The sequence below is a fragment of the Microbacterium sp. LB12 genome, assembly GCF_037150835.1.
GTDB lineage: Bacteria > Actinomycetota > Actinomycetes > Actinomycetales > Microbacteriaceae > Microbacterium.
Map to the genome: position 1 here is coordinate 84,498 of NZ_JBBCPF010000009.1, position 23,309 is coordinate 107,806.

The window sequence follows — 23,309 nt, forward strand, 5'->3', positions numbered from 1 at the left end:
GGCTACTCCTTGGTCAGGTGGTACACGGTTGTGCGGTTGATGCGCTGGGCGGTGTCGAGCGTGAAGCCGTGGTGCAGGAGCATCGTGATGTCGGTCGGCTGGCCGGCCGCCGCCGGGAGCTCCATCGCCCAGACGCTCGTCAGGGTGCGGTCTGCCGCGACGGCGTCGGCATTCGAGATCACCGCATCCCACAGGTGCGTGCGCTCCGCGTACGGCACGGCGAGCGCGACATCGCGGAGCCCGGCGAAGTCGCTCGGATAGAGCGACAGCATGATGCGCGGGTCTCTCGAAGGCTTGGTCGTCTGATCGAAGAGGACGGCGTCGCCGGTGGTGGCGTTCGCGGACACGTAGGCGGCGACGGCACGCCAATCGCTGCCACCATCTTTCGCCCACGGTGTGTGCTGGCTTGTGTAGACCGGCAGGCACGCGATCACGAGCACCGCGATGAGGGCGATGGGGAGGACGTGCTGTGCGGGTCGGGCGAGGCGCGCGCCGAGTATCTCGGCACCGAGTGCGATCAGGATCGCGGCAGCCGGGACGCAGAAGGAGAGGTACCGCACGTTGTACATCGGCGAGAGGGCCGCGTTCCCCGTCAGCAAGATCGTCGTCGGAAGCGCGAGCCAGGCGAGGGCGAGCCCGGCGAGCCGCTGCGCCGGCGGAAGGCTCACGCCTCGACGGGCTGCAGCGACGACGAACGCCACCACGGCTGCCGCGATCAGCAGCCAGCCGACGACCGCGACGAGGGTGGTGCCGAACCATTGCGAGACGAGCACATTGTGCAGGGTCGTGTAGTCGCGCCGCGCCAGAAACGCGATCTGGGACCGCTGGCGATAGCCGAGCATGATGATCGGCAGTGCCAGCACCAGCGCGGCGGCACAGGAACCGAGCCATGCACGGACACGATCGCGATACACGATCGCGACGTAGAGACCGTGGACCAGGAGGATCAGCCCGAGGTACAGGAAGAGGTACATGCACGCGGCGGCGGCCACGGCGTACCCGGCCCAGCCGCCGCGACCCGCACGACGTCGGAGCAGTCGGACGAGCAACACGGTGAGCCAGACGGCGGCCGCCGCGCCCATCGCATAGGAGCGCGTCTCGGTGGCCATCGAGGTGGTGCGGGGGAGCACGATCGCGACCACGCCCGCGATGACGGCCACACGCGGAACGGCGAACTCCCGCACGAGGAACACCGTGCCCGCCACCATCAGCCCCACCGCGATGGCGCTCGGCAGCCGGGTGGCGAGTTCCGTCGCGCCGAAGGCGCCCACCCAGACATGGAGCAGCGCGTAGTACACACCGTGCACCGCATCGATGTTCCCGAGCAGTCCGGTCAGGCTCGACCACGATCTCTCCGCCGACATCACACTCGCGGCTTCATCACCCCAATACGACGGGATCCACGAACCCGTGAAACCGAACACGGCACCGAGAGCCCCGAGCAGCCACGGAACCGACGCGCGCGGGACCCGCGGCACCGCCACCGGGCGGACGTCAGTGCGGGCGACCTGCGTGTCCAGCATCCGATGTCCTCCGCCCCGACGAGCTGTGTGTGCTCGTCACACTGCCCGCCGAACATCGGAGCCACCTCGGCGCAGCGGGCAACTGCGTGAGAAGGCTCTCAGGATCGCCGCGACGAGCCGAATCTCTGAAAGAACGCTCACCGGATACCGCATCGCAACGGAGGGAACGTCAAGCAAGCGCCGAGAACCTGACCCCATGACAGCTTCCGGACGTGACCATGCCCGCACCGTCCTGTTCAACCGCGTACCCGAGGTGACGTTCGCGTTCTGGTTGATCAAGGTGCTCTCCACCACGACGGGGGAGACGTTCGCCGACTTCCTCAACGTCGATCTGGGATGGGGGCTCACCATCACCACCTGTGTGATGGGAGGTGCGCTGCTCCTCGCACTCGCGGCGCAGTTCGCCACGAAGCGCTACACCTCCGGGATCTACTGGACGGTCGTGGTGCTGATCAGCATCGTCGGCACACTCCTCACAGACAACCTCACCGATGTGCTGGGCGTCCCCCTCTGGGTCAGCACGATCATCTTCACCATCGTGCTCGCCGTGACCTTCGGGATCTGGTTCGCGCGCGAGCGGACGCTGTCGATCCACACCATCTTCACGCGCCGCCGCGAGGCGTTCTACTGGGTCGCGATCCTGTTCACGTTCGCGCTCGGCACGGCGGCGGGCGACCTCGTCTCCGAAGGCCTGGGCCTCGGGTACGTCTTCGGCACGATCTTCTTCGCAGCGCTGATCGGTGTGATCGTCATCGCTCGGTTCGCGCTCAAGGCGAACGCTGTCGCCTGCTTCTGGACGGCGTACATCCTCACTCGGCCGCTGGGTGCATCCGTGGGTGACCTGCTCTCGCAGAATCCGGCGGACGGTGGTCTGGGCGTCGGCACGACCGTCACGAGCGTGGTGTTCCTGGGGATCATCGTGGCGGTGGCGACGTGCCTCGGTGTGAAGGTGTCCCGGCAACGCCGTGAGGCTGAGCTCGCCGATGCACCGTCCCGTCTCGCGGTCGCGCCGTAGGATCGGCACGAGGGAGGTCGAGCACGTGGCACTGCGCATCCTGACGGTCGAGGACGAGCCAGAGATGGCCGACCTGATCGCCCGCGGTCTCCGCGGCGAGGGGTACGACGTCGACGTGGCGGTCGACGGTGTCGAAGCGATGGCTCTGGCGGGCGACGGCGGCTACGACATCGCGATCCTCGATGTGATGCTGCCCGGGATGTCCGGGTTCGAGCTCTGCCGTTGGCTGCGTCGACAGCACGCCGGCCTGGCGATCATCCTCCTCACAGCGCGGGACGCGGTGGACGACCGCGTGCGCGGACTCGACGCCGGCGCCGACGACTACCTCACCAAGCCGTTCGAGTTCGTGGAGCTCGCCGCACGGCTGCGTGCTCTCCGCCGTCGGGATGCGATCGGCAGCACGCGCCTGGACGTCGGCGGTCTGCACATCGACATGACCAGGCATCAGATCTCGACCGACGGCGGTGAGCTGCGTCTCAGCCGCACGGAGTTCGATCTGCTCCGTCTCCTCGCCTCGAACGTCGGCCGCGTGCTCCCGCGCGGAGAGATCCTCGATGCGATCTGGGGCTCGAGCGCCTTCATCGACGCCAACATCGTCGATCAGTACGTCAGCTATGTCCGTCGCAAGCTCGACGCGGTCGGCGCCCCTGCGCGGATCGTCACGATCAGGGGGATCGGGTTCGAGCTGATCGCGGGCGGCCCATGAACCTCTCCCGGCTGACGATCCGAGCGCGGATCACGGGTGGAAGCCTCCTGATCGCGATCCTCATCTCCATCGTCGCCGGCATCGTCATCTACTCCCAGGTGGCGAGGATCGTCGATGAGAGCCAGATCCGCGTGCTCGAGGGGATCGAGGGGCAATACGTCACGGCCATCACCACTGGCGACACGGCGGAACTCGACATGCCCGGACCCGGTCAGTACGTGGCGGTCATCGACCCGTCGGGAACGGTCGCGCTCGACACGTTGCCGGAGGGGCTGTCGGAGAGGGTCTCGGAACTCGCCGCGGAACCGGACGGCGACCGCACGGTCGACGCAGCGTCGTCACGGTTCGTCGTGCGCTCGACGTCGGTGGACGCGGGGGAGGGGACGTGGCGTGTCGTCACCGCCGACGAGGCCGACTCGGCTGTCCTCAGCGCGCTCGCCTGGCTGCTCATCGCGAGCATCGCGGGGATCAACGTCGCGTTCGCCGCGTCCTCGTGGCTGATCGGGTCAGCAGCACTCAGCCCGGTCTCGCGACTGCGGCGGAGCGCGTCCGAACTGGTCGCCGCGCCCGGCGCAGAGCTGTTGCCGGTCGGGCCCGCACACGACGAGATCTCCGAGCTCGCCGAGACCCTGAACGAGCTCATCGTGCAGCTGCGCGCCTCGGCAGAGAGGGAGCGCCAGATCGTGTCGGACGCGAGCCACGAGTTCCGCACACCGCTCGCGATCATCCAGACGCGGCTGGAGTTGGCGCAGCGGCAGTCCTTGACCCTCGACGACATGAAGAGCGATGTCGCGGCCGCACAGCGCACCCTCACCCGGCTGTCGTCTCTTGCGACCTCCCTGCTGGAGCTGTCCCGGATCGACGCCCAGACCACTCGTGGAAGCGCTTCCATCGCGGCCCTTGCTGAGGAACTGGCGGACGCCGCGGATCGCGGTCGGTTGCGCGTGGCGGGGCGGCGGGTCCGCATCGACTACGCCGACGACATCAGGCTGCCCGGCGCGGTCGTCTCGGTGAGCGTCGACGACTTCGGGCGCATCTGCGACAACCTGATCGGCAACGCGGCCAACGCGATCGGTGACGAAGGAGCGATCGAGCTCCGCCTGACGCAGGGGAGCGGTGGCGTCATCCTCGCGGTCAACGATGATGGCGGCGGCATGGACGAGGAGTTCGTGCCGTTCGCGCTCGATCGGTTCGCCCGGCAGAGCGAAGCCCGCTCGAAGGGTGGCGCAGGGCTCGGACTCTCGATCGTGGCGGGCATCGCGGCCAACGCCGGTGGATCGGTCTCGCTCGTCAACACGCCGACCGTGGGGCTCCGTGTCGAGGTGTGGTTGCCGACGGCGTGACGCGTTGGCCCGTCGGTTCAGGCGATCGCGAGGGGGCGCTGTCGCACGGGGGCGAGCCAGCTGGCGGTGATCACGGCGGTGATCGCTCCCGTGGCGAGGACGGCGGCGAGCACGACGATCTGGAAGCGCCCCGCCTCGATCGGGGAGATGCCACCGAAGATCGCGCCGACGAAGGCGCCGGGGAGCGTGACGAGTCCGGTGGTGTTCGTCTGGTCGACTGCCGGCACCAGTGCTGTGTGCACAGCACCGCGGGCGAGAGGGAGGGTCGCCTGTCGCGGTGTGGCGCCGAGCGCGAGCCACCCTTCGACCTGCTCCCACCGCACGCCGATCGATTCGATGAGCGTCCGACCGGAGACGGTCGCCATCCCCATCGCGCTCCCGATGACGATGCCGCCGATGGCCAGCAGGTATCGAGGTGTGGGTTCGAGTGCGCCGGTGAGGAAGACGATGCCGAGCGACACGGCGATACCCGTACCCATAGCGCAGCAGACCACCGCATAGTGCTTCGTCGTCCAGCCCAGCCGTCGGGTGGCGGTGGTGGTCGCCACGATGAACATCACCGCTAGAGCGCAACCCACGAGCCAGAGATTCTCGATCACCCCGCTCAGGATCAGGCTGATCACGGCGAGCTGGAGAGCGCCGCGCAGGATCGCCAGGGCGGGGGACCAGCCGCTCCGCACACGATAGGCCAGGAGCAAACCGGTCGTGATGACGACGAGCGCACCGACGCCCCACAGCGTCGGCAGATACTCGTCGAGCCCGCTCATGAGCACAGCTTAGGGCGATCGGCCAGACCGATCGGCGCGCCCGGAGGGGAGGGCCCTCAGCGGCGCAGGCCGCCCGGCATAGACTCGCGGCGTGAGTGAAGACCTGACGGGGGAGCAGACGAACACTGCCGAGGAGCGTGCGCCACGGCGCGGCGCAGCGATGAGGGCACTGACCGCGGTCCAGTTCTTCGTCGGCGGCCTGGTGCTGTTCGTAGCGATGCAGGTTCTCTTGTTGATCGCGCCGAGCGCGCAGGAATACGACGGCGGCGTGACGCTCATCGGGTGGAACATCATCGGCGTCGTGGTCGCCGTGCCCTCGATGCTCGGCGCACTCATCGTCGGGCTGCCACTCCGCCTCGTGCCCGCGATCCGGTCTCGATGGCTCGCGCACGGGGAGATCACGGTCGCCGGGGCGGTATCGGGATTCATCGGCTGTGTCGTCATGGTGGCATCCGGAGTGATGAGCGATCTGTCGTCGACTGCGGGCGGATCGGTACCTCTCTGGCTGCTCTGGGCCGCATGGTTCGTGTTCGCGTTCTCCGTCGCGCACTTCGTCTGGCCGGTGCGATGGAGGAGCGCGCGCAGCATTGCACGGTCGCGACAGTCTCATACAATCTGACATAATGTGCATTATCGGAGATATTCAAGAGGGGCATAGCCCTAGCCGGAACCCCGGCTCCTGATGCGAGACTGCCCGCCATGACACGCACGCTCCACATCAGCGGACTCGCCAACGCCCGCGACCTCGGCGGCCTCGAGCGCCGGGACGGCGCGGAGACGCCGACGGGTGTGTTCATCCGTGCGGAGCGACTCGACCGCGTGGACGCCGACGGTTGGCGAAGCCTCCGCGCCATCGGCGTCCGTACGGTGGTCGACCTCCGGAGGCCCGATGAGCGCTCCGGCCGAATCCCTCCACCGGTCGATCACGTGCAGGTCGATCTCGACGGCGACGAGGCCGATTTCTGGGCACAGTACGAGGCGGATGGACGCTGGGGAACGCCGCTATACTATCTTCCCCACCTCGACGATCTCCCGCACCGGCTCACTGCCGTCCTTGACGCGCTGGCGGCCGCCGAAGAAGGAGCCGTCCTCTTCCACTGTTCTGCCGGGTGGGATCGGACCGGACTCGTCTCCGCCGTGCTGCTGCGTGCGCTCGACACCACCGAAGACGCCGCGACCGCCGACTACCTCGACTCTTTCGCGACTGCCGATGCGGCCGCAGTGCTCCACGGTCGCTCGTCCGAAGTCGCAGCACGCCACGAGGTCCTGCGCCGATTCGGACACACGCCCGAGTCGGCGTTCCGGGAGGCGTACGCCGGCCTCGACCTTGACGCCTGGTTCCACCACGCCGACGTTGCACCCCGAACGCGTGCGGCGATCGAGTCCTGGCGCGGGTCGGTGTCTCCGCCAGCCTGATCACCTCCCCTCACCCCCGGTAGGCTCACACCGTGAACGGAAGCAACGTGGAGATCGGCTGGGAGTCCGCGCGCCGCGCGAACCAGGAGAACTGGGAGGATCGCGTACCACTGCACGAGGCGGCCTATGGCCTCGACGCCTTCGACGACCCGGACCACCTCAGCGACGTCGTCCGCGACGACCTCGACGCCCTGACGCCGTTCCTGCCGTCGAAAAGCGTGTCAGGACTCGAGCTCTGCCACCTGCAGTGCCACATCGGCACCGACACCGTCTCCTTCGCCCGAGTGGGAGCGCGCGTGACGGGAGTCGACTTCTCACCGTCCGCCCTCCGCGTTGCGGCGCAGCTCGCCGCGCGCGTCGGCGTGGACGCGACGTGGGTCGAGACCGACGTTCTGGACGCACGTGCCGCCGTCTCCGGCGACTTCGATGTCGTGTACACGAGCATCGGCACGATCTGCTGGCTCGACGACCTGGACAAGTGGGCGGCACAGATCGTCGGGCTGCTGCGGACTGGCGGCACCTTCTTCATCCGTGACGGTCACCCCGCTCTGAATGCGCTTGACGAGGAGGCTCCAACGCTCACGGCGCGGTATCCGTACTTCGCCACCGGCCACGCCCAGCAGTGGGACGACGCCTCGACGTACGCGGGAACAGGTCAGGTCGCCCATGCGCGCACCTACGAGTGGCCGCACTCGCTGTCCGAGATACTCGGAGCTCTGCTGCGCGCAGGACTCCGGATCGTGCACTTCGACGAGGGCAGGACGTTGCCGTGGCGGTTCAGCGAGCGCATGGTCGAAGTCCCGGGTGGCTACGCCTGGCCGGAAGCCGAGCGCGACCTCCTCCCCTGCACCTACACGATCATCGCGCGTCTCGACTGAGGCCGTCCCGACGCCTGGTCGAACGCTCAGGCGCCGACGTACGCGGCCAAGTGCTCCCCCGTGAGCGTCGACTTCTGGGATACCAGATCGCTCGGCGTCCCTTCGAAGACCACGCGGCCTCCGTCATGACCGGCACCGGGGCCGATGTCGATGATCCAGTCGGCGTGCGCCATGACGGCCTGGTGATGCTCGATCACGATCACCGTCTTGCCCGCGTCGACCAGTCGGTCGAGCAGACCGAGGATCTTGTCCACATCGGCGAGGTGGAGCCCCGTCGTGGGTTCGTCGAGGACGTAGACGTCGCCCTTCTCCCCCATCTGGATCGCGAGCTTGATCCTCTGCCGCTCGCCGCCGGACAGCGTCGACAGCGGCTGCCCGAGCGAGAGGTAGCCGAGCCCGACATCCTCCATCCGGCTGAGGATGGCGGTGGCAGCCGGAAGCTTGGCCTCGCCGTCGCTGAAGAACACACGTGCCTCGGCCACCGGCAGGTCGAGCACTTCCGTGATGTCCTTGCCGGCGAGCTTGTACTCGAGCACGCTCGCCTGGAATCGCTTGCCACCGCAGTCTTCGCAGGGTGTCTCGATGGTGTCCATGAAGCCGAGCTCGGTGATGATGACGCCCGCCCCCTTGCACGACGGACAGGCGCCCTCGGAGTTCGCGCTGAACAGGGCCGGCTTCACGCCGTTGGCCTTCGCGAACGCCTTTCGGATCGGCTCCAGCAGCCCGGTGTAGGTCGCCGGGTTGCTCCGTCGTGAGCCCTTGATCGCGCCCTGGTCGATCGCCACCACGCCCTCGCGCTTCGACACCGACCCGTGGATGAGTGAGCTCTTCCCGGACCCGGCGACGCCCGTGACCACGGTCAGCACTCCGCTGGGGATGTCGACGTCGACGTCCTGGAGGTTGTTGGCGTTGGCGCCGCGCACCTCGATCGCGGCCTGGCCCGCACGCACCGCGCTTTTCAGCTGAGCGCGGTCCTCGAGGTGGTCTCCGGTGCGGGTGCCGCTGGCCTTCAGCCCCTCGACCGTGCCCTCGAAGCAGATCTCTCCCCCGGCGCTTCCCGCGCCCGGTCCGAGATCGATCACATGATCGCCGATCGCGATGGTCTCCGGCTTGTGCTCCACGACCAGCACCGTGTTGCCCTTGTCGCGCAACTGCAGCAGGAGGCCGTTCATGCGCTGGATGTCGTGCGGGTGCAGACCGATCGTGGGCTCGTCGAAGACGTAGGTGACGTCGGTCAACGACGATCCGAGATGACGCAGCATCTTGATCCGCTGCGCTTCCCCGCCGGACAGGGTTCCCGAGGGGCGCTCCAGGCTCAGGTACCCGAGGCCGAGCGTCACGAACGCATCGAGGTTCGCGCTGAGCGCCTGGAGCAGAGGGCCGGCGCCCGGGAGATCGAGGCCGCGCACCCACGCGGCGAGGTCCGTCACCTGCATGCGGCACGCGTCTGCGATGCTGACCCCGTCGATCTTCGACGACCGCGCGCCCTCTGTGAGCCGCGTCCCATCGCACCCGGGGCAGACCGCGAAGGTCGCGACCCGCTCGACGAAGGCGCGGATGTGCGGCTGGAGCGCGTCGAGATCCTTCGACAGCATCGACTTGGTGATCTTGGGGATCAGGCCCTCGTAGGTCATGTTGATGCCCGAGATCTTGACCTTCGTGACCTCGCCGTAGAGGAAGAGATGACGCTGCTTCTCGGTGAACTCGGCGATCGGCGTGTCGCCGGGATAGAACCCCGACTGCGAGAAGCCCTTCACCATCCACCCGTCCGCCGTGTATCCGGGCACCATGATCGCACCCTCGTCGAGCGACTTCGACTCGTCGACGATCTGTGCCAGGTCGAGGTCCGACACCGCTCCCCTGCCCTCGCACCGGGGGCACATCCCGCCGAGGTAGATCGCATCCTTGACGATCTTCTTCTCGCCGCCAGGCCCGGTCATCACGCCGCTGGCCCGCTGCGTGGGGATGTTGAACGAGAACGCCGTCGGTCCGCCGATGTACGGCTGTCCGAGCTTGCTGAACAGGATGCGCAGCATGGCGTTGGCGTCGGTCACCGTGCCGACGGTCGAGCGGGGATTCGCGCCCAGGCGCTCCTGGTCGACGATGATCGCAGTGGTCAGTCCGTCGAGCACGTCCACATCCGGGCGCGGGACCGACGGCATGAAGCCCTGCACGAAGGCGCTGTAGGTCTCGTCGATCATGCGCCGCGACTCCGCCGCGATCGTGTCGAACACGAGCGAGCTCTTCCCCGAGCCCGACACCCCGGTGAACACCGTCAGACGCCGCTTCGGGATGTCGACGCTGACGTCCTTGAGGTTGTTCTCCCGTGCGCCCTGGACGCGGATCAGGTCGTGGGTGTCGGCGGGATGCACGTCAGCGGTCATCGGTGTCCTTCGTTCGTGTCGGAGCTCGGTCAGGCAGCCTGATTGATACGGAGCAGGTTGCCCGCAGGATCGCGGAACGCGCAGTCGCGCACGCCGTAGGGCTGATCCATCGGCTCCTGCACGACATCGGCGCCTCCTGCGACGAGGCGCTCGAAGAGACCGTCGACGTCATCGCTCGCAAGGGTGAGGGCTCCGTAGCTGCCCTTGGCGATGAGTTCGAGGATCGTCTGGCGCTCAGCATCCGTGATGCCGGGGTCGGTTGCCGGCGGGTGCAGCACGATCGACGTCTCGGGCTGCCCCTCAGGGCCGACCGTGAGCCAGCGCAGGCCGTCGTATCCGACGTCGTTGCGCACCTCGAAGCCGAGCGTGTCGCGGTAGAACGTGAGCGCGGCCTCGGCGTCGGTGTGCGGAAGGAATGCGTAGTGGATGCTGATGTTCATGGTCTTCACGTTAGGTGCGCTGTCGTGCGCGGCGCTTCTTGATTCCTGATCGGTCTGGTGACCTGCTTGGCCTGGAACGAGGGAATCCCCTCGACGGTGGCAGCGCGTTCACGGTACACGCGGGGTGAGACACCGACGAGTTCAGAGAAGCGCGTGCTGAAGGTCCCGAGCGAGGAGCACCCCACTTCGAAGCACACCTCGGTCACCGTGAGGTCGCCTCGTCGCAGAAGCGCCATGGCCCGTTCGATGCGGCGCGTCATCAGATACGAGTACGGGGACTCGCCGTACGCCTCGCGGAACTGCCGGCTCAGATGCCCGGCGGACATGTGCACACCGCGCGCCAGCGCCTCCACGTCGAGAGGCTTCGCGTACTCCCGGTCGATGCGGTCCCTGACCTTCCGCATCACGATGAGCTCGCGCAGGCGGGCTTCGTCCACGGCTGTCACGAGTCGATTTTGTCATGTCGCCGCGTGTCTCGACATGACGGAGAGAAACGCGGGCGGCCGCTTCTCCCCCGCACCCGCCTCTCCGAGCGCTACCCTGAGGGTGCATCCTCACAGGATCTTCTCAGAAAGGGGTCCCCACCATGTCTGAACCACTCACCGAGGCGAAGTCGTTGTTCAAGTCGATCCGTGTCACGCTGGCCGTCGCCGGTGTTCTCGCGCTGATCGCGGGAATCGTCCTCCTCGTGTGGCCGGTGAAGTCCGCGGTCATCGTGACGGCGATCTTCGCGTCCTACCTCGTCATCGCCGGTCTGGTCTACATCGGACTCGGCATCTTCTCGAGCACCAAGGGCGGGTGGGCACGCGTGGGACACATCGTCCTCGGGCTGCTCTACATCGCCGCCGGTGTCATCGCGTTCTTCAACCTCAACGTCGCCGCGGCGACGCTGGCGTTCGTCGTCGTGATCTTCATCGGTGTCAGCTGGATCATCGACGGAATCGTCGCGCTGACCCTCCTCGGCAGCGACGGCTCCCGCGTCTGGACGCTCCTGTACGCGATCCTCAGCATCGTCGCCGGAATCATCGTCCTGTTCTCGCCGCTGATCGCCGGCTTCGCCTTCTGGCTGCTGCTGGGCATCTCGCTCGTGATCCTCGGAATCGTCCAGATCGTGCGTGCCATCACGCTCGGCAAGGACGCCAAGGAGTTCGTCGCCGCCGCACAGGGTGGCGCCGCGAGCTGACCGGGCTCGATCGAGCAACGAGATCGGCCCCGTCCTGCATCGTGCAGGACGGGGCCGATTCTCTGTCTTCGGTGCCTATTCGGCGACGAATGCGCTCACGTCGCCGACCAAGCGCGTGTTGTCGGCCGGGACTGGATCGACGGCGGCCTTGGCGACCTCCGCTGCGAACTCCGACACGTTGTAGAGCTTGCCCGCGGACTCACGGCGCTCGGCGATCGCACCGGGATTGGCGCGCTCGAGCAGTGTGGCGGTGATCGTGCCCTCGATCATGTCGCCGGAGACGACCGTGAACCCGATCCCCTTCTCGGCCAGGCCCGGGATGAGCTCACGGAGCGCATCCTCTCCCGCGCGCTTCGACAGCGCGACCGGCTCGTACTCGGGCATGGTCGGCGTGGTGCGGATGAAGTGCGCCTGGTGGCTGGTCACGAACACGACGCGCGCGCCCTCGCCCAGGAGCGGCGTCGCGGCGTTCAGGACGTTCAGCTGCGCGTCGCGGTTCAGTGTGAGGGCGTAGTCCTCCGCCATCCCGGATTCCATGCCACCGGAGGCGTTGAGCACGAGCACATCGAGCCGCCCGTACTCGGCACGGATCGCCTCGAACATCTCGGCCACCGATGCCGGATCGGTGAGGTCGGCACCGACGACGAGGGCTCGACGTCCGAGCTCTCGCAGCTGCGAGGCGAGCTTCTCGGCACGCGGCGCCTTGTTGCGGAAGTTGATGACGACATCGGCGCCGGCCTCGGCGAGGTAGCGGACGGTGTCGGCGCCGATCCCGCGTGATGAACCGGTGACAAGAGCGACCTTGCCGTCGAGGGATCCTGCGGGAAGAACGTCGGTCACGGTGACTCCTCATGATGCGTGAAAAACGCCGTGATCGCACGGCCTTCACACACTACCAAGCGTGCGCTGTGGCACCGCGATCGGCGGTCCTGCGCGTGATACGTTGACCAGAAAGGAGGCCGCATGGACAACTTCACGACATTCGTCACGTTCATCGACCAATGGGCTTGGATCGGCTGGCTGGTCCTGATCGCCGTCTTCCTCGTGATCGAGATGCTCTCGCTCGACTTCACGTTCCTCATGCTGAGCTTCGGCGCCGTCGTCGGCCTGTTGACCGACTTCATCGGCATCCCGGTCTGGATCCAGGTGCTCATCGCGGCCGCCGCGGCCGCGCTCTTCATCCTGTTCCTGCGACCACCGCTGCTCCGGCGGCTCCACCGTGGTGAGGATCCCACGAAGTCCAACGTCGACGCCCTCCTCGATCTGCGCGGCATCGCGCTGGACGACATCACCCAGATCTCCGGACAGGTCAAGCTCGCCAACGGCGACACCTGGACCGCCCGCACCGCCACGCCCGTCCCGATCCCGCAGGGCGCCCCGGTCGCCGTGAGCGCGATCAACGGTGCGACAGCCATCGTCCGCCCCGTCAACGACTAGGAGCACCCCGTGAACGACACCTCGTTCATCCCCGCCGCGATCGGCTGGATACTCGTCATCGCGGTCATCATCTTCGTGGTGGTCACGATCGCGCGTGCGATCCGCATCATCCCCCAGGCCACGGCCGGCGTGGTGGAGCGCCTCGGGCGCTACCACAAGACCCTCACGCCCGGACTGAACGTGCTCGTCCCGTTCATCGATCGGCTGCGCCCCCTGATCGACATGCGCGAGCAGGTCGTCTCCTTCCCGCCGCAGCCGGTGATCACCGAGGACAACCTCGTCGTCTCGATCGACACCGTCGTCTACTTCCAGGTGACCGACGCCCGCGCTGCGACGTACGAGATCGCCAACTACCTCGGCGCGGTCGAGCAGCTCACGACCACGACCCTGCGTAACGTCGTCGGTGGTCTCAACCTCGAAGAGGCCCTCACCAGCCGCGACAACATCAACGGCCAGCTCCGTGTGGTCCTCGATGAGGCGACCGGCAAATGGGGTATCCGCGTCGGACGTGTCGAGCTCAAGGCGATCGACCCGCCCATCTCGATCCAGGACTCGATGGAGAAGCAGATGCGCGCCGAGCGTGATCGTCGTGCGGCCATCCTGACGGCGGAGGGCACCAAACAGTCGGCGATCCTCGAAGCCGAGGGTGCTCGGCAGGCCGAGATCCTGCGCGCAGAAGGTGACAAGCAGGCCGCCGTGCTCCGTGCACAGGGTGAGGCCGAGGCGATCCAGAACGTGTTCAGTGCGATCCACCAGGGTGCGCCGGACGACAAGCTCCTCGCCTACCAGTACCTGCAGATGCTGCCGAAGATCAGCGAAGGACAGTCCAACAAGCTGTGGATCATCCCGAGCGAGCTGACCGAGGCGCTCAAGGGGATCGGAAGCGCATTCACGCCGAAGCCGGGCCAGGGCCCGATGAACACGCTTCCGGGCGCTTGACGCACCCCTACTTCTCGAAGACGCGGCATCCCCGAGTCCTCGCCCACCGTGGTCTGATCACCGCGGCAGGCGAGGACTCGGGCGTCTGGGAGAATTCCGCCGCCGCGTTCGCCGCCGCCCATGCCGCGGGCGTCGAGTACATCGAGACCGACTGCCAGGTCACGGCGGACGGTGATGTCGTGCTGTTCCACGACGCGACTTTGACCCGTCTCGTCGACGATCCCCGCGCGGTCCGCGAGGTCCGCACACGCGAGCTGCGGGCGATGTTCGCCGATCATGGGGGGCTGCTGACGGTCGGCGAGGCGCTGGCGTCGCTCCCTGACGTGCGCTTCAACATCGATGTGAAGACGGACGCCGCCGTCTCTCCACTCGGCCCGATCCTCGTCGACGACACGCACCGGGTTCTCGTGACGAGTTTCTCGGACGCCAACCGTCGCGCAACCGTCTCTTCGGTGCTGCGCGCGGGCGCGTCCCTGCGTCCGGCGACCTCGGGTGGCAGCAGGACGATCGCGAGCCTGCGAGCGCTGTCGGCGCTCCGCCTCTCCCCCGCCCGCATTCTCCGGGACATCGACGCCCTCCAGATCCCCGAGCGCTACGGGCCGCTCACCGTGCTCACCCCGGCTCTGCTGAAGGCGGCACACCGTTTCGGCGTGGAGGTTCACATCTGGACGGTGAACGATCCTGCTGATATGGCCCGACTCGTGGCGGCCGGCGCCGACGGAATCGTGTCGGACCGGGCCGACGTGGCACTGAAGACCCTCTCTCCGCGCTGACAGGACGACGCGCCCCATAACCTCTGGCGCTGGGATTACCCTGTGAATCCCGCCGAGAAGACGCTGGCGTGGATGAAGCGCACAGGCTGGAGCGTTATACCTGACAGCGACGAGAGGACCACACAATGGCAGATCGCAGCCTGCGCGGCATCCGACTCGGCGCCCAGAGCCTACAGAGCGAAGAGGGCGTCGTTTTCATGGAGCGCCGTGAGACCACCTACACCTGTGACACCTGCGGCCACGTCACGAACCTGATGTTCGCGGCGGACGCCGAACCGCCCCAGACCTGGGAGTGCCGCGCATGCGGCGCGGAAGCCCGCCTGAACGTCGACGGCCAGGCCGTCACGCTCGAGGTCAGTGACGAGAAGGCCGCGCGCACCCACTGGGACATGCTCATGGAGCGCCGCACCCGCGCCGAGCTCGAAGAGCTCCTCGAGGAGCGTCTCGCCTTCATCCGTGCCCGCCGAGGCGCCGGGGAAGACCCCACCCGCGAGAAGATCGGGGCCTAGCGCCTCCGGGCGCGCCACCACCCGACGAGGAGCGCGCCCAGACCGCCCCAGAGCAGCAGTTGCTGAATCCAGGGGCCCAGGACCACACCCGCTGTGAGGCCGGTACGAAGCTCGACATCCTCGAGCATCGCGCCGGCCTCTCCTGCGTCCAGGCTCGTGACCGTCGACCCGTTCGCACGGATGACCTGGCTCGTGCCCACGGTCGACACGTTCACGACGCTGCGTCCGGTCTCGATCGCACGCATCCGGGCGAAGGCCAACTGCTGAAGGTTCTCATCCGTGCCCCGGAAATCGGCGTTGTTCGTCTGGAACACGAGCACCTGCGCACCCCCGTTGATTCCCTCCCAGATCACGTCGTCGTAGATCACGTCGAAGCAGATGGCCAGCCCCACCTGGACACCGTCGACCTCCATCAATGGAGGGTTGGACCCGGGCGTGTACTCGCGTTGGATGAGTCCGATCAGATCGGGCACGATTGCGTTGTAGAACGCACGATCCGGCACGTACTCCCCGAACGGCACGGGATGGCGCTTGTCGTGCGTCTGGGTCGCGGTGCCGTCGGAGGTCCAGAGCATCGAAGTGTTGAAGTACAGGTCGTCACGCCCGGTCGCCGCGTTGGCCAGCAGCGGCGCACTGATCCGCGTGGTGATCAGCGTCATCCGGCGCGCGATGGCGTCGTTCTGGAACGGATCGGCATCGAGCGAACCCTCCGGCCACACGAGGAGGTCCACGTCCTCTCCGTACAGGGGAACCGTCGCGTCGGTCTGCGCCTGGATGACGGAGAACGGTTCCCGGTCGTCGAAGTAGCCGGTCGGGCCGTTCCCCTGCACCGCCGCGATCCGCATCGAGCCGGCCGACGACGTGGGGAAGAGAGGGGTCAGCAGAAGCACAACCATGAGCGCGGCCGGGACGATGAGCCGCACCGGTCGACGCCACTCCCCCGTCCGTCCCAGCTCGATGAGCATCGCGACGAACAGGACCATCAGGAAGCTCAGTCCGCTCACCCCCACCCACGATGAGATCGGGGCGAGCGGACTCTCGGCCTGGCTCATGCCGATCCGTGCCCAGGGGAAGCCCCCGTAGGGCCAGGAGCCGATGAAGAGCTCCCGCCCGACCCAGAGCGCCGCGACGAGACTCGGAAGCGCCAGAAGGCGCCCTGCGGTCCCGGGGAACGCCCGTGGCAGCCAGCGGTAGGCCAGAGCGATCGGGATCAGCGCGAACGCGGTGAGTCCGCCCTCCACGACGCTCAGCGCCGCCCACGGAATCGGTCCGAGGTAGCGCGAGGTCCACGAGACCAGGAGGGCGAAGAAGAGGATGCCGTAGACCAGCCCGACCAGCAATGCCCCGCCGAATCGGCGCCCGATCAGTGCGAGAAGCAGCAGCGCGACCGCAGGGAACGCGAGCGCCCACACCGCCGCCCCCGGGTAGGCGAGGTTCATCAGCAGCGCAGCGACTGCGGCAGCGAGCACCGCGGCCCAGAGCGGCAGGAGGGCGCGCCGGGGCGCTCGGGACTCGGTCATCCCGTCCATTCTCACATCGACGAGTACGCGACGATGCCGCGGCGCACGCGGTCGAGTGCCGTACGCGCGGTCCGCGCGACAGCGGCATCCTCCGCCACGATCGACAGCTGGTCCAACAGATCGATCGTCTGCTTCGCCCACCGCACGAAATCGCCCGCCGCCATGTCGGCGTCGATCAGCACCCGGTCGAGCGTGCCGCCGCGTGCCCAGGAGTGCATCGCACCGGCGAGACCGGCGGCGAGAGGCTCACTCCCGGGAAGATGGTGGTCCTGCTCGAGGTCATCGAGCTCCGCCCACAGAGTGGTCGTCTTCTCGTACGCCGCGCGGAAGGCTCCGCGCGGGAGTCCTCGCTCACCGGAGTTCGCCTCGTCCCGGCGGGGTTCGTACACGAGGCAGCAGGCCATGGCCGCGAGCGATGGGGCATCGAGGCCCGACCACAGTCCCTGCCGGAGCGACTCGGCCACCAGCAGATCGCGTTCGCCGTAGATGCGCCGCATCGTGCGCCCAGCTTCCGTCAGCGCGGTCTCACCGTCCTCCTGGACCAGATAGTCCAGCGTCTCGAGCACCTCCACGACCCGGTCGAACACGCGCGCGACCGTTCCGGTGCGGGCCTCGATCTGCCGACGGGTCCGATCCGTCTGACGCTTGAGCTTCCAGTAGCGCTCCGCCCACCGCGCGTGCGCCTCCCGGTCGGGGCAGCGATGGCACGGGTGCCGCTGCATCTGGGTCCGCAACGTCTGGATGCGCTTCATGCGCTTGTCGCGCGATGCGCGCGGAGCGTGGGACTCCTGGCGATTCTTCTTCTCGAGGTCGCTCAGCTCACGGCGGATGGCGGCGTACTCCGGGAAGTCTCCGTGCTCGCAGGCCATCGCGCTCTGATAGCCCGTCAGCGACTCCTCGGCCTCACGGACCTGCCGGGCGAGCCCGACGACCGCTCGATCGGCCTGGAACTGCGCGAACGAGGACTCCAGGATCTCGCGCGCCCTCGCCTTGCCGAACATGTCGATCAGATTCACGGCCATGTTGTACGTGGGCCGGAAGCTGGAGTTGAGCGGATAGGTGCGACGTGAGGCGAGCGCGGCGACCGCTTGCGGATCCATGCCCTCGGTCCACTGCACGACCGCATGACCTTCGACGTCGATGCCGCGGCGACCTGCGCGTCCGGTCAGCTGCGTGTACTCCCCCGACGTGATCGCGACCCGCGCTTCACCGTTGAACTTCTCCATCTTCTCGAGCACGACCGTCCGGGCGGGCATGTTGATGCCCAGTGCCAGGGTCTCGGTGGCGAAGACGACTTTGATCAGTTTGCGTCGGAAAAGCTCCTCGACGACCTCCTTGAACGCGGGCAGGAGGCCGGCGTGGTGAGATGCCACACCGCGCTCGAGGTTGTCGAGCCACTCCCAGTACCCCAGCACGTCCAGATCCTCATCCTGGAGGGTGCGAGTGCGGTCCTCGACGATGGCGCGGATCTCGGCTCTCTCCTCCGCCGACGTGAGCCGGATGCCGGAGCGCCGCACCTGTTGCACCGCGGCATCGCAACCCACACGGCTGAAGATGAAGAAGATCGCCGGCAGGAGGTTCGCGCGCTCCAGGAGGCGGATGACGTCCGGCCGATCCATCCGCTCGATGCGACGGGCGTTGGAGGCGCGGACGGGGCGGCGTCCTCCGCGAGCGGGCCGTTTGGCCTCGCGACCCGCGTGCCGATCGCTCCGATACGACTGCGCTCGTCGGTTGCCGTCGTAGTTCGATCCCGTCGAGGAGCGGATGCGCATCAGCTCCTGGTTCACCTGCGCGGTCGCGAGACCCGCCCGATCGTCGAAGAGGGGCAGCAGGTCGTCCCGCACGAGGACGTGCTGTTCGAGCGGCACCGGCCGGATCTCCGAGACGATCACCTCGGTGTCTCCACGGACGGTGTCGAGCCAGTCGCCGAACTCCTCCGCGTTCGACACGGTCGCGCTCAGCGACACGAGACGCACGCGCGCGGGCAGATGGATGATCACCTCTTCCCACACCGCCCCGCGGAAGCGATCGGCGAGGTAGTGGACCTCGTCCATGATCACGTAGCGCAGCTCACGCAGTGCCGTGGAGTCGGCGTAGATCATGTTCCGCAGCACTTCGGTGGTCATCACGACGATGCGGGCATTGCCGTTGATGTTCGTGTCGCCGGTCAGGAGCCCGACCTGGTCGGCGCCGTAGACCTCGACCAGCTCGCGGAACTTCTGGTTCGACAGCGCCTTCATCGGCGTCGTGTAGAACGCCTTGTCGTGGGGGGTCTGCATCGCGAGATGGATCGCGAACTCCCCCACGACGGTCTTGCCGGCGCCGGTGGGAGCGGCGACGAGCACGCTGCGACCGTTCTCCAATGCGTGGCACCCGGCCACCTGGAAGGGATCGAGCTGGAATCGCTGCAGCGCTGCGAAGGCCGTGGACTGCGGGTGCTCGGCCGCGACCTGTGCCTGCGCGTACCGCTCGGACGGCGAGCTCATGCGGCGCCAGGCAGGAGGCCGGACGCCTCGTCGCGCTTGCGCTTGCGGCGGTCGAAGAGCAGAGACAGACCCGCGGCGGCGAAGAAGAGCACGATCAGGATCCCTGCCAGCATCAGCATGCTGATCACATCGGCAGCGGGAGTCGCGAGAGCGGCGAAGACCGTGGCGATGATGATGGCGACCCGCCATCCCTTGAGGATCGCCCGCCCCGACATCACGCCGGCGACGTTCAGCGCGACCAGGAACACGGGCAGGACGAAGGAGATCCCGATCACGATCATCAGCTTGAAGATGAAGTCGTAGTACTCCTGCGCCTGGAAGAGGTTCTTCGCCCCCTCCGGCGTGAAGCTCGCCATCAGCTCGATGATGTGCGGTTGGATCATGACGCCGACGTAGCAGCCCGCGAAGAACAGCGGAACAGCCGCGGCGACGAACGCCACCGTGTAGCGGATCTCCTTGCGGGTGAGGCCGGGCATGATGAAGGCCCAGATCTGCCAGAGCCACACCGGCGCGGAGATGAAGAGACCGAGCGAGAAGGCGATCCGCATCCGCATGTCGAACGGGCCGGTGATCGTCGAGTAGACGAGAGCCGCGACATCCTCGCCGCGCTGCTCAGCGATGTCGTTGATCGGCTTCGTGATGAAGCTGATCACAGGGTCGGTGATCAGGAAGGCGAGCACCATGCCGACCACGAGCGCCATCGCGGCGATCATCAGGCGCTTGCGCAGTTCGACCAGATGCGCGCCCAGCGACATCCGTCGATCCCGATCCGCCTTCGGCATCACGGTCGGTTCGATGGCTGCCACGGCCGGTCAGGCGCGAGGCGGAGTCTCAGGCTCGATCCCCGAGTCCTTCACCGTGGTGGGCTCAGCGACCGTGGAGTCGGCGCGAGCAGCGTCGTCTTCCTTCATCGCCTTCATCTCACCCTTGAAGACCCGGGCGGACTGGCCCATGCTCTTCGCGAGAGCCGGCAGCTTGGCAGCACCGAACAGAAGGAGGATCACAGCCAGCACGATCAGCAGGTGCCAGCCTTGCATTCCAGCAAACATGTCAGGATTCCCGTCGTCGATGTGCGTTCGACCCAGTCTACAGATCAAACCTTTGCATCGGGTCGGTGGTACAGCGCGAGTCCTGATGCCGCCCACTCCCTCGTCGCGGTGCGCGCGACACCGGGATCGAGGACCTCCATCGCGCCCCCGAAACGGGCGGCGAGCCTCTTGATCGCGCGAGGATCCGCGAGATGCAGCTGCATCGTCACCTCACCGTCGACCACGACGTCGACCGTGTCGGAGGGCAGGAACCCCGACAGCAGCGGGGCGAGGCGTTCAGGCACCCGCACTGTCACGACGCGTTCCTGATCGAGTCCGGCGAACGCCTCGGGAACAGCGTCCCCGCCATGAGTGATCGGGATGTCGGTCAGCGTCGGCGTGCTGACACGATCGAGATGGAAGGTGCGCATCGCCTGCCGCAGGTGGCACCACCCCTGCAGATACCACTGGCCGTTCGTGATCAGGATCTGCACCGGGTCGACGGTGCGCGTCGTCGGTGTCGTGTCCGGCGCCTGATACGTGAACGAGATCGCGACGCCCTGCTGCAGACCACGAGCGACGGCTTCCCGCACCTCGTCCACCGCGCTGGGCGCGACGACCACATCCGCCGGTGCGTCCGCCGCACCGCGGGAGAGCTTCGAGATGAGGCCCGCGACGAGTCCGGAGTCGGACACCGCGGGTACGGCGGCGACCATCTGCAGACCGGCCAGCAGCGCGGCGGCCTCTCGTGCGGTGAACCGCGGTACCCGCCGCAGCGCGACGTCGTTGGTGATCTCGATGACGTCCTCGTGATCGAGCAGATCCCAGTTGATGTCGAACATCTCCTGCGGTTGCTGCCAGTAGCCCGACTCGCCAGGCAGCCCGATGACCGTGAGCTTCTCGACCATGCTGCGCATTTCGCGCGGGGTGACGCCGAAGTCGTCGGCGGCTTCGGCGAGGGAGACCTGCCCGTGCTCGAGCAGGTAGGGCACGAGCGTCAGATAGAGGCGCACGCGGTCCGCGGCGAGCAGCGGCTTCGGCTGGGCGGTCATCGCGGCTCCTCGACGTCGGTGTGAGCGCTCACGACGGAACGGAGCCGCGCGATGACGGCTTCCCGCAGCGGGGCGGGTTCGACGACCCGCACCTCTGGGCCGTAGGACGCGAGTTCGTCCGCGAGGATGTGCAGGTCCACGAACGGCACCATGATGCCCTGCGTCGCCGGGGTGGCACGACGTCCCAGTCGGAGTGCCGCCTCGGTGCCGGGCGTGATCTCCAGCAGGGCCGAGTTCTCGGCGGCAACGCGTTCCAGGCCGGAGAGCGCGCGCTCCCCCGCGCCGTCGCGGAGTGCGGGATCGAAGGCGGCGGAGCTCAGGCGCACCTCGCCGATGATCCGGCTGAGGAGGAATGTCCGATCCTCGTCGACCTCCACGTCCACGCCGAAGACGTGCCAGCGCGCTTCGTAGTCCACGAGCGCCAGCGGGCGGATGCTGCGGCGACGAGGGGCGTCCTCACCGGGCTTGAGGTAGTCGAAGGAGACCACTCTGCTGCGCTCGATGGCATCCTGCAACGGCGAGAACGCTGCATCGCGAGCCGTGATGCGCGGGGCGAATCCGATGATCGGCTCGTCGCCGTCGATGCCCAGCGCGCGGATCTTGCGCACACCGGACTGCGCATCGCCCGAGACCGATTCCGCGCTCCACACACTCCCGGCCAGACGGAGCACCGCCAACTCGGCCGGAGAGAAATCGATGTCGTCGGGCAGGTCGTATTCCGCCTGGGGAATACGGTAGCGGGCCTCGCGGAGGTCATTCGGATCCGCAGCATCACCGATCGTCTCGATCGGGACCCCGAGAGCGCGGAGCTCATCCTTGTCGCGCTCGAACATCTTCTCGAGCGCATCCGACCGTGTTCCGGCATCCGCGCGCTGGCGATACCCCGAGACGTTGTCGAGGATCTGCTGCTTGGTCAGCCCGATCTCCGTGGACATGAGCGCCACGACGAGATTCGTCAGACGCTCCTCCGCAGGGATCCGGGCGGCCATCACTGCGTGGGCGCCGTCACTGCGCCCAGGATGTCGATGACGAAGGCGGTGGCCGGGGTGGACCCGCTGGCCGGGGTCACGATGAGCACCTGAGAGCCCACGGTCGCACCGATGAGCTGCGGGTTCACCTGCGTGAGAGCAGCGTCGGAACCCCAGGTGTTCGTGGTGACGGTCTTGTCATCCCAACTCACGCCCATCACGTTGGTGACGAGCGCGTCGTCGGCCTTCACCGTCGCGCCGTCTCCCTTGATGAGGGTCTGCGTCGTGATCTCCTTCGGCGCCGCGACGTCGGGGATGATGATGCCCGGGGTGCCGTCAGGTGCGCGCACGACCGTCGGCAGGCCCCGCGCGTCGTTGAACTGCAGCGCACCGGAGGCCTTCGCAGGCATGACGTCGAGCACGTCGATCACCGCGACGATGTCCTCGCCCTTGGCGAGTCCGAATCCCTCGACGTTCTGCGGGCCGAAGTCCTCGGGCGTCAGCACGGCGAGGACCCGGCTCCCTGCGGTCGCGCAGGACAGCACATCGCTCAATCCGGGCGAGCGCTGGGCCCAGTAGTCGATGCTGTGCACCCTGGTCGGGTCGCCGTTGAACTCGGACTTGTACAGCGGCTTACCGCTGTTGCCGCTGAAGAATGCGATGTCCATCACGAGCGGCTGGAACGGCGTCTCGAGAGCACGGCCCTCGCCGACGGTGACGTCCGCGAATCCGCTCTTGTCGAGCTTGACCGGGCTGAAGACCGTGACATCGGGCACCGAGCCGAGGTCACCGCTCACATCGGCGATGTTCGAGATCTCATCGCCACCGGCGCTGCGATCGCAGGCCGCACCATCGTAGGACGCGGTCGCGGTGCACCCGGTCAGGGCGAGGACGACGAGGCTGAGAGACGCCAGAACGGCGGACGTTTTACGCACGCGCTCC

General features: G+C 67.5%; 24 protein-coding genes. 11 read left to right on the forward strand and 13 right to left on the reverse strand.

Translation table 11 applies throughout. The features are described from left to right. Positions 1-2: 2 nt before the first annotated feature. Entirely contained in the window at positions 3-1,523 is a 1,521-nt protein-coding gene (locus WFM69_RS15420) for a glycosyltransferase family 39 protein (protein WP_337006187.1), read from the reverse strand. Positions 1,524-1,719: 196 nt separating this feature from the next. Here WFM69_RS15420 and WFM69_RS15425 point away from each other — a divergent pair, with 196 nt between their 5' ends. The 3 genes from WFM69_RS15425 to WFM69_RS15435 are packed head-to-tail and all read left to right on the forward strand — an operon-like array spanning position 1,720 to position 4,587. Further along, positions 1,720-2,538: a COG4705 family protein gene (locus WFM69_RS15425; RefSeq protein ID WP_337006189.1), complete on the forward strand. Its 819-nt coding sequence runs from the start codon at positions 1,720-1,722 to the stop codon at positions 2,536-2,538. A 25-nt stretch (positions 2,539-2,563) separates the two neighbouring features. After that, complete coding sequence (locus WFM69_RS15430) at positions 2,564-3,244, forward strand: response regulator transcription factor (RefSeq protein ID WP_337006191.1); 681 nt, start codon at positions 2,564-2,566, stop codon at positions 3,242-3,244. After that, a complete protein-coding gene (locus tag WFM69_RS15435; protein ID WP_337006193.1) occupies positions 3,241-4,587 on the forward strand; it encodes a sensor histidine kinase in 1,347 nt (448 codons plus the stop codon). Before WFM69_RS15430 ends, WFM69_RS15435 begins: the two co-directional genes overlap by 4 nt. Before the next feature lie 17 nt (positions 4,588-4,604). Here WFM69_RS15435 and WFM69_RS15440 read toward each other — a convergent pair whose 3' ends face one another. Then, complete coding sequence (locus WFM69_RS15440; RefSeq protein WP_337006194.1) at positions 4,605-5,354, reverse strand: ABC transporter permease; 750 nt, start codon at positions 5,352-5,354, stop codon at positions 4,605-4,607. A 91-nt stretch (positions 5,355-5,445) separates the two neighbouring features. Here WFM69_RS15440 and WFM69_RS15445 point away from each other — a divergent pair, with 91 nt between their 5' ends. The 3 genes from WFM69_RS15445 to WFM69_RS15455 all read left to right on the forward strand — a co-directional run bounded on the left by WFM69_RS15445 (position 5,446) and on the right by WFM69_RS15455 (position 7,648). Continuing rightward, a complete protein-coding gene (locus tag WFM69_RS15445) occupies positions 5,446-5,973 on the forward strand; it encodes a hypothetical protein (protein ID WP_337006196.1) in 528 nt (175 codons plus the stop codon). Between the two features lie 80 nt (positions 5,974-6,053). Continuing rightward, complete coding sequence (locus tag WFM69_RS15450; protein ID WP_337006198.1) at positions 6,054-6,770, forward strand: tyrosine-protein phosphatase; 717 nt, start codon at positions 6,054-6,056, stop codon at positions 6,768-6,770. Positions 6,771-6,802: 32 nt separating this feature from the next. Continuing rightward, positions 6,803-7,648: a class I SAM-dependent methyltransferase gene (locus WFM69_RS15455; RefSeq protein WP_337006200.1), complete on the forward strand. Its 846-nt coding sequence runs from the start codon at positions 6,803-6,805 to the stop codon at positions 7,646-7,648. A 26-nt stretch (positions 7,649-7,674) separates the two neighbouring features. Here the strand turns inward: WFM69_RS15455 and WFM69_RS15460 are convergent, their stop codons facing one another. Genes WFM69_RS15460 through WFM69_RS15470 form a run of 3 tightly spaced genes read right to left on the reverse strand, consistent with a single transcriptional unit; the run spans position 7,675 to position 10,876 of the window. Then, the gene (locus tag WFM69_RS15460) at positions 7,675-10,032 is read right to left on the reverse strand and encodes an excinuclease ABC subunit UvrA (RefSeq protein WP_337006202.1); all 2,358 of its coding nucleotides are present in this window, start codon (positions 10,030-10,032) and stop codon (positions 7,675-7,677) included. 29 nt (positions 10,033-10,061) lie between these two features. Continuing rightward, on the reverse strand, positions 10,062-10,472 hold the full coding sequence (locus WFM69_RS15465; RefSeq protein WP_337006204.1) for a VOC family protein: 411 nt from the start codon (positions 10,470-10,472) through the stop codon (positions 10,062-10,064). Between the two features lie 5 nt (positions 10,473-10,477). Continuing rightward, on the reverse strand, positions 10,478-10,876 hold the full coding sequence (locus tag WFM69_RS15470) for a helix-turn-helix transcriptional regulator (protein WP_337006294.1): 399 nt from the start codon (positions 10,874-10,876) through the stop codon (positions 10,478-10,480). Positions 10,877-11,058: 182 nt separating this feature from the next. Between WFM69_RS15470 and WFM69_RS15475 the strand changes: the two genes are divergently transcribed. Next, complete coding sequence (locus WFM69_RS15475; RefSeq protein WP_337006206.1) at positions 11,059-11,655, forward strand: HdeD family acid-resistance protein; 597 nt, start codon at positions 11,059-11,061, stop codon at positions 11,653-11,655. Positions 11,656-11,730: 75 nt separating this feature from the next. Here WFM69_RS15475 and WFM69_RS15480 read toward each other — a convergent pair whose 3' ends face one another. Beyond that, on the reverse strand, positions 11,731-12,495 hold the full coding sequence (locus WFM69_RS15480) for an SDR family oxidoreductase (protein WP_337006208.1): 765 nt from the start codon (positions 12,493-12,495) through the stop codon (positions 11,731-11,733). Positions 12,496-12,618: 123 nt separating this feature from the next. On the opposite strand from WFM69_RS15480, the gene WFM69_RS15485 reads away from it, so the two are divergent. The 4 genes from WFM69_RS15485 (at position 12,619) to WFM69_RS15500 (ending at position 15,313) form a co-directional block, all read left to right on the forward strand. Then, positions 12,619-13,092, forward strand: a complete 474-nt coding sequence (locus WFM69_RS15485) for an NfeD family protein (RefSeq protein WP_337006210.1) — start codon at positions 12,619-12,621, stop codon at positions 13,090-13,092. A 9-nt stretch (positions 13,093-13,101) separates the two neighbouring features. Continuing rightward, the gene (locus WFM69_RS15490) at positions 13,102-14,031 is read left to right on the forward strand and encodes an SPFH domain-containing protein (protein ID WP_337006212.1); all 930 of its coding nucleotides are present in this window, start codon (positions 13,102-13,104) and stop codon (positions 14,029-14,031) included. Next, positions 14,028-14,804, forward strand: a complete 777-nt coding sequence (locus WFM69_RS15495) for a glycerophosphodiester phosphodiesterase family protein (protein WP_337006214.1) — start codon at positions 14,028-14,030, stop codon at positions 14,802-14,804. Before WFM69_RS15490 ends, WFM69_RS15495 begins: the two co-directional genes overlap by 4 nt. A gap of 125 nt (positions 14,805-14,929) precedes the next feature. Further along, positions 14,930-15,313 carry an RNA polymerase-binding protein RbpA gene (locus tag WFM69_RS15500; protein ID WP_337006216.1) on the forward strand — a complete coding sequence of 128 codons (384 nt, stop codon included), beginning with the start codon at positions 14,930-14,932 and terminating at the stop codon, positions 15,311-15,313. Here the strand turns inward: WFM69_RS15500 and lnt are convergent. From lnt to WFM69_RS15535, 7 genes are read right to left on the reverse strand one after another with little or no spacing between them, the layout of a single operon-like run. Beyond that, positions 15,310-16,833 (reverse strand): apolipoprotein N-acyltransferase, encoded by a 1,524-nt coding sequence (lnt, locus tag WFM69_RS15505; RefSeq protein ID WP_337006218.1) that lies wholly within the window; start codon positions 16,831-16,833, stop codon positions 15,310-15,312. The two genes, WFM69_RS15500 and lnt, sit on opposite strands and share 4 nt — an antisense overlap. An 11-nt stretch (positions 16,834-16,844) precedes the next feature. Beyond that, positions 16,845-19,319 (reverse strand): DEAD/DEAH box helicase, encoded by a 2,475-nt coding sequence (locus WFM69_RS15510; RefSeq protein ID WP_337006220.1) that lies wholly within the window; start codon positions 19,317-19,319, stop codon positions 16,845-16,847. Beyond that, positions 19,316-20,074 carry a twin-arginine translocase subunit TatC gene (tatC, locus tag WFM69_RS15515; protein WP_337006296.1) on the reverse strand — a complete coding sequence of 253 codons (759 nt, stop codon included), beginning with the start codon at positions 20,072-20,074 and terminating at the stop codon, positions 19,316-19,318. The genes WFM69_RS15510 and tatC overlap by 4 nt, the downstream gene beginning before the upstream one ends. Positions 20,075-20,131: 57 nt before the next feature. After that, positions 20,132-20,368 (reverse strand): Sec-independent protein translocase subunit TatA, encoded by a 237-nt coding sequence (gene tatA, locus WFM69_RS15520; protein WP_337006222.1) that lies wholly within the window; start codon positions 20,366-20,368, stop codon positions 20,132-20,134. Between the two features lie 44 nt (positions 20,369-20,412). After that, positions 20,413-21,399 (reverse strand): helix-turn-helix transcriptional regulator, encoded by a 987-nt coding sequence (locus tag WFM69_RS15525; protein ID WP_337006224.1) that lies wholly within the window; start codon positions 21,397-21,399, stop codon positions 20,413-20,415. Beyond that, entirely contained in the window at positions 21,396-22,388 is a 993-nt protein-coding gene (locus tag WFM69_RS15530; protein WP_337006226.1) for a helix-turn-helix transcriptional regulator, read from the reverse strand. Before WFM69_RS15530 ends, WFM69_RS15525 begins: the two co-directional genes overlap by 4 nt. Further along, on the reverse strand, positions 22,388-23,302 hold the full coding sequence (locus WFM69_RS15535; protein ID WP_337006228.1) for a hypothetical protein: 915 nt from the start codon (positions 23,300-23,302) through the stop codon (positions 22,388-22,390). The genes WFM69_RS15530 and WFM69_RS15535 overlap by 1 nt, the downstream gene beginning before the upstream one ends. Between the last annotated feature and the right edge of the window lie 7 nt (positions 23,303-23,309).

What these genes read in the sequence shown, in the direction of transcription:
- tatC (WP_337006296.1), bottom strand. Translation starts at nt 20,074, where the DNA reads ATGTCGCTGGGCGCGCATCTGGTCGAACTGCGCAAGCGCCTGATGATC.
- WFM69_RS15525 (WP_337006224.1), bottom strand. Translation starts at nt 21,399, where the DNA reads ATGACCGCCCAGCCGAAGCCGCTGCTCGCCGCGGACCGCGTGCGCCTC.
- WFM69_RS15470 (WP_337006294.1), bottom strand. Translation starts at nt 10,876, where the DNA reads ATGCGGAAGGTCAGGGACCGCATCGACCGGGAGTACGCGAAGCCTCTC.
- tatA (WP_337006222.1), bottom strand. Translation starts at nt 20,368, where the DNA reads ATGTTTGCTGGAATGCAAGGCTGGCACCTGCTGATCGTGCTGGCTGTG.
- WFM69_RS15425 (WP_337006189.1), top strand. Translation starts at nt 1,720, where the DNA reads ATGACAGCTTCCGGACGTGACCATGCCCGCACCGTCCTGTTCAACCGC.
- WFM69_RS15450 (WP_337006198.1), top strand. Translation starts at nt 6,054, where the DNA reads ATGACACGCACGCTCCACATCAGCGGACTCGCCAACGCCCGCGACCTC.
- WFM69_RS15530 (WP_337006226.1), bottom strand. Translation starts at nt 22,388, where the DNA reads ATGGCCGCCCGGATCCCTGCGGAGGAGCGTCTGACGAATCTCGTCGTG.
- WFM69_RS15475 (WP_337006206.1), top strand. Translation starts at nt 11,059, where the DNA reads ATGTCTGAACCACTCACCGAGGCGAAGTCGTTGTTCAAGTCGATCCGT.
- WFM69_RS15465 (WP_337006204.1), bottom strand. Translation starts at nt 10,472, where the DNA reads ATGAACATCAGCATCCACTACGCATTCCTTCCGCACACCGACGCCGAG.
- WFM69_RS15440 (WP_337006194.1), bottom strand. Translation starts at nt 5,354, where the DNA reads ATGAGCGGGCTCGACGAGTATCTGCCGACGCTGTGGGGCGTCGGTGCG.
- WFM69_RS15435 (WP_337006193.1), top strand. Translation starts at nt 3,241, where the DNA reads ATGAACCTCTCCCGGCTGACGATCCGAGCGCGGATCACGGGTGGAAGC.
- WFM69_RS15460 (WP_337006202.1), bottom strand. Translation starts at nt 10,032, where the DNA reads ATGACCGCTGACGTGCATCCCGCCGACACCCACGACCTGATCCGCGTC.
- WFM69_RS15500 (WP_337006216.1), top strand. Translation starts at nt 14,930, where the DNA reads ATGGCAGATCGCAGCCTGCGCGGCATCCGACTCGGCGCCCAGAGCCTA.
- lnt (WP_337006218.1), bottom strand. Translation starts at nt 16,833, where the DNA reads ATGACCGAGTCCCGAGCGCCCCGGCGCGCCCTCCTGCCGCTCTGGGCC.
- WFM69_RS15510 (WP_337006220.1), bottom strand. Translation starts at nt 19,319, where the DNA reads ATGAGCTCGCCGTCCGAGCGGTACGCGCAGGCACAGGTCGCGGCCGAG.
- WFM69_RS15420 (WP_337006187.1), bottom strand. Translation starts at nt 1,523, where the DNA reads ATGCTGGACACGCAGGTCGCCCGCACTGACGTCCGCCCGGTGGCGGTG.
- WFM69_RS15485 (WP_337006210.1), top strand. Translation starts at nt 12,619, where the DNA reads ATGGACAACTTCACGACATTCGTCACGTTCATCGACCAATGGGCTTGG.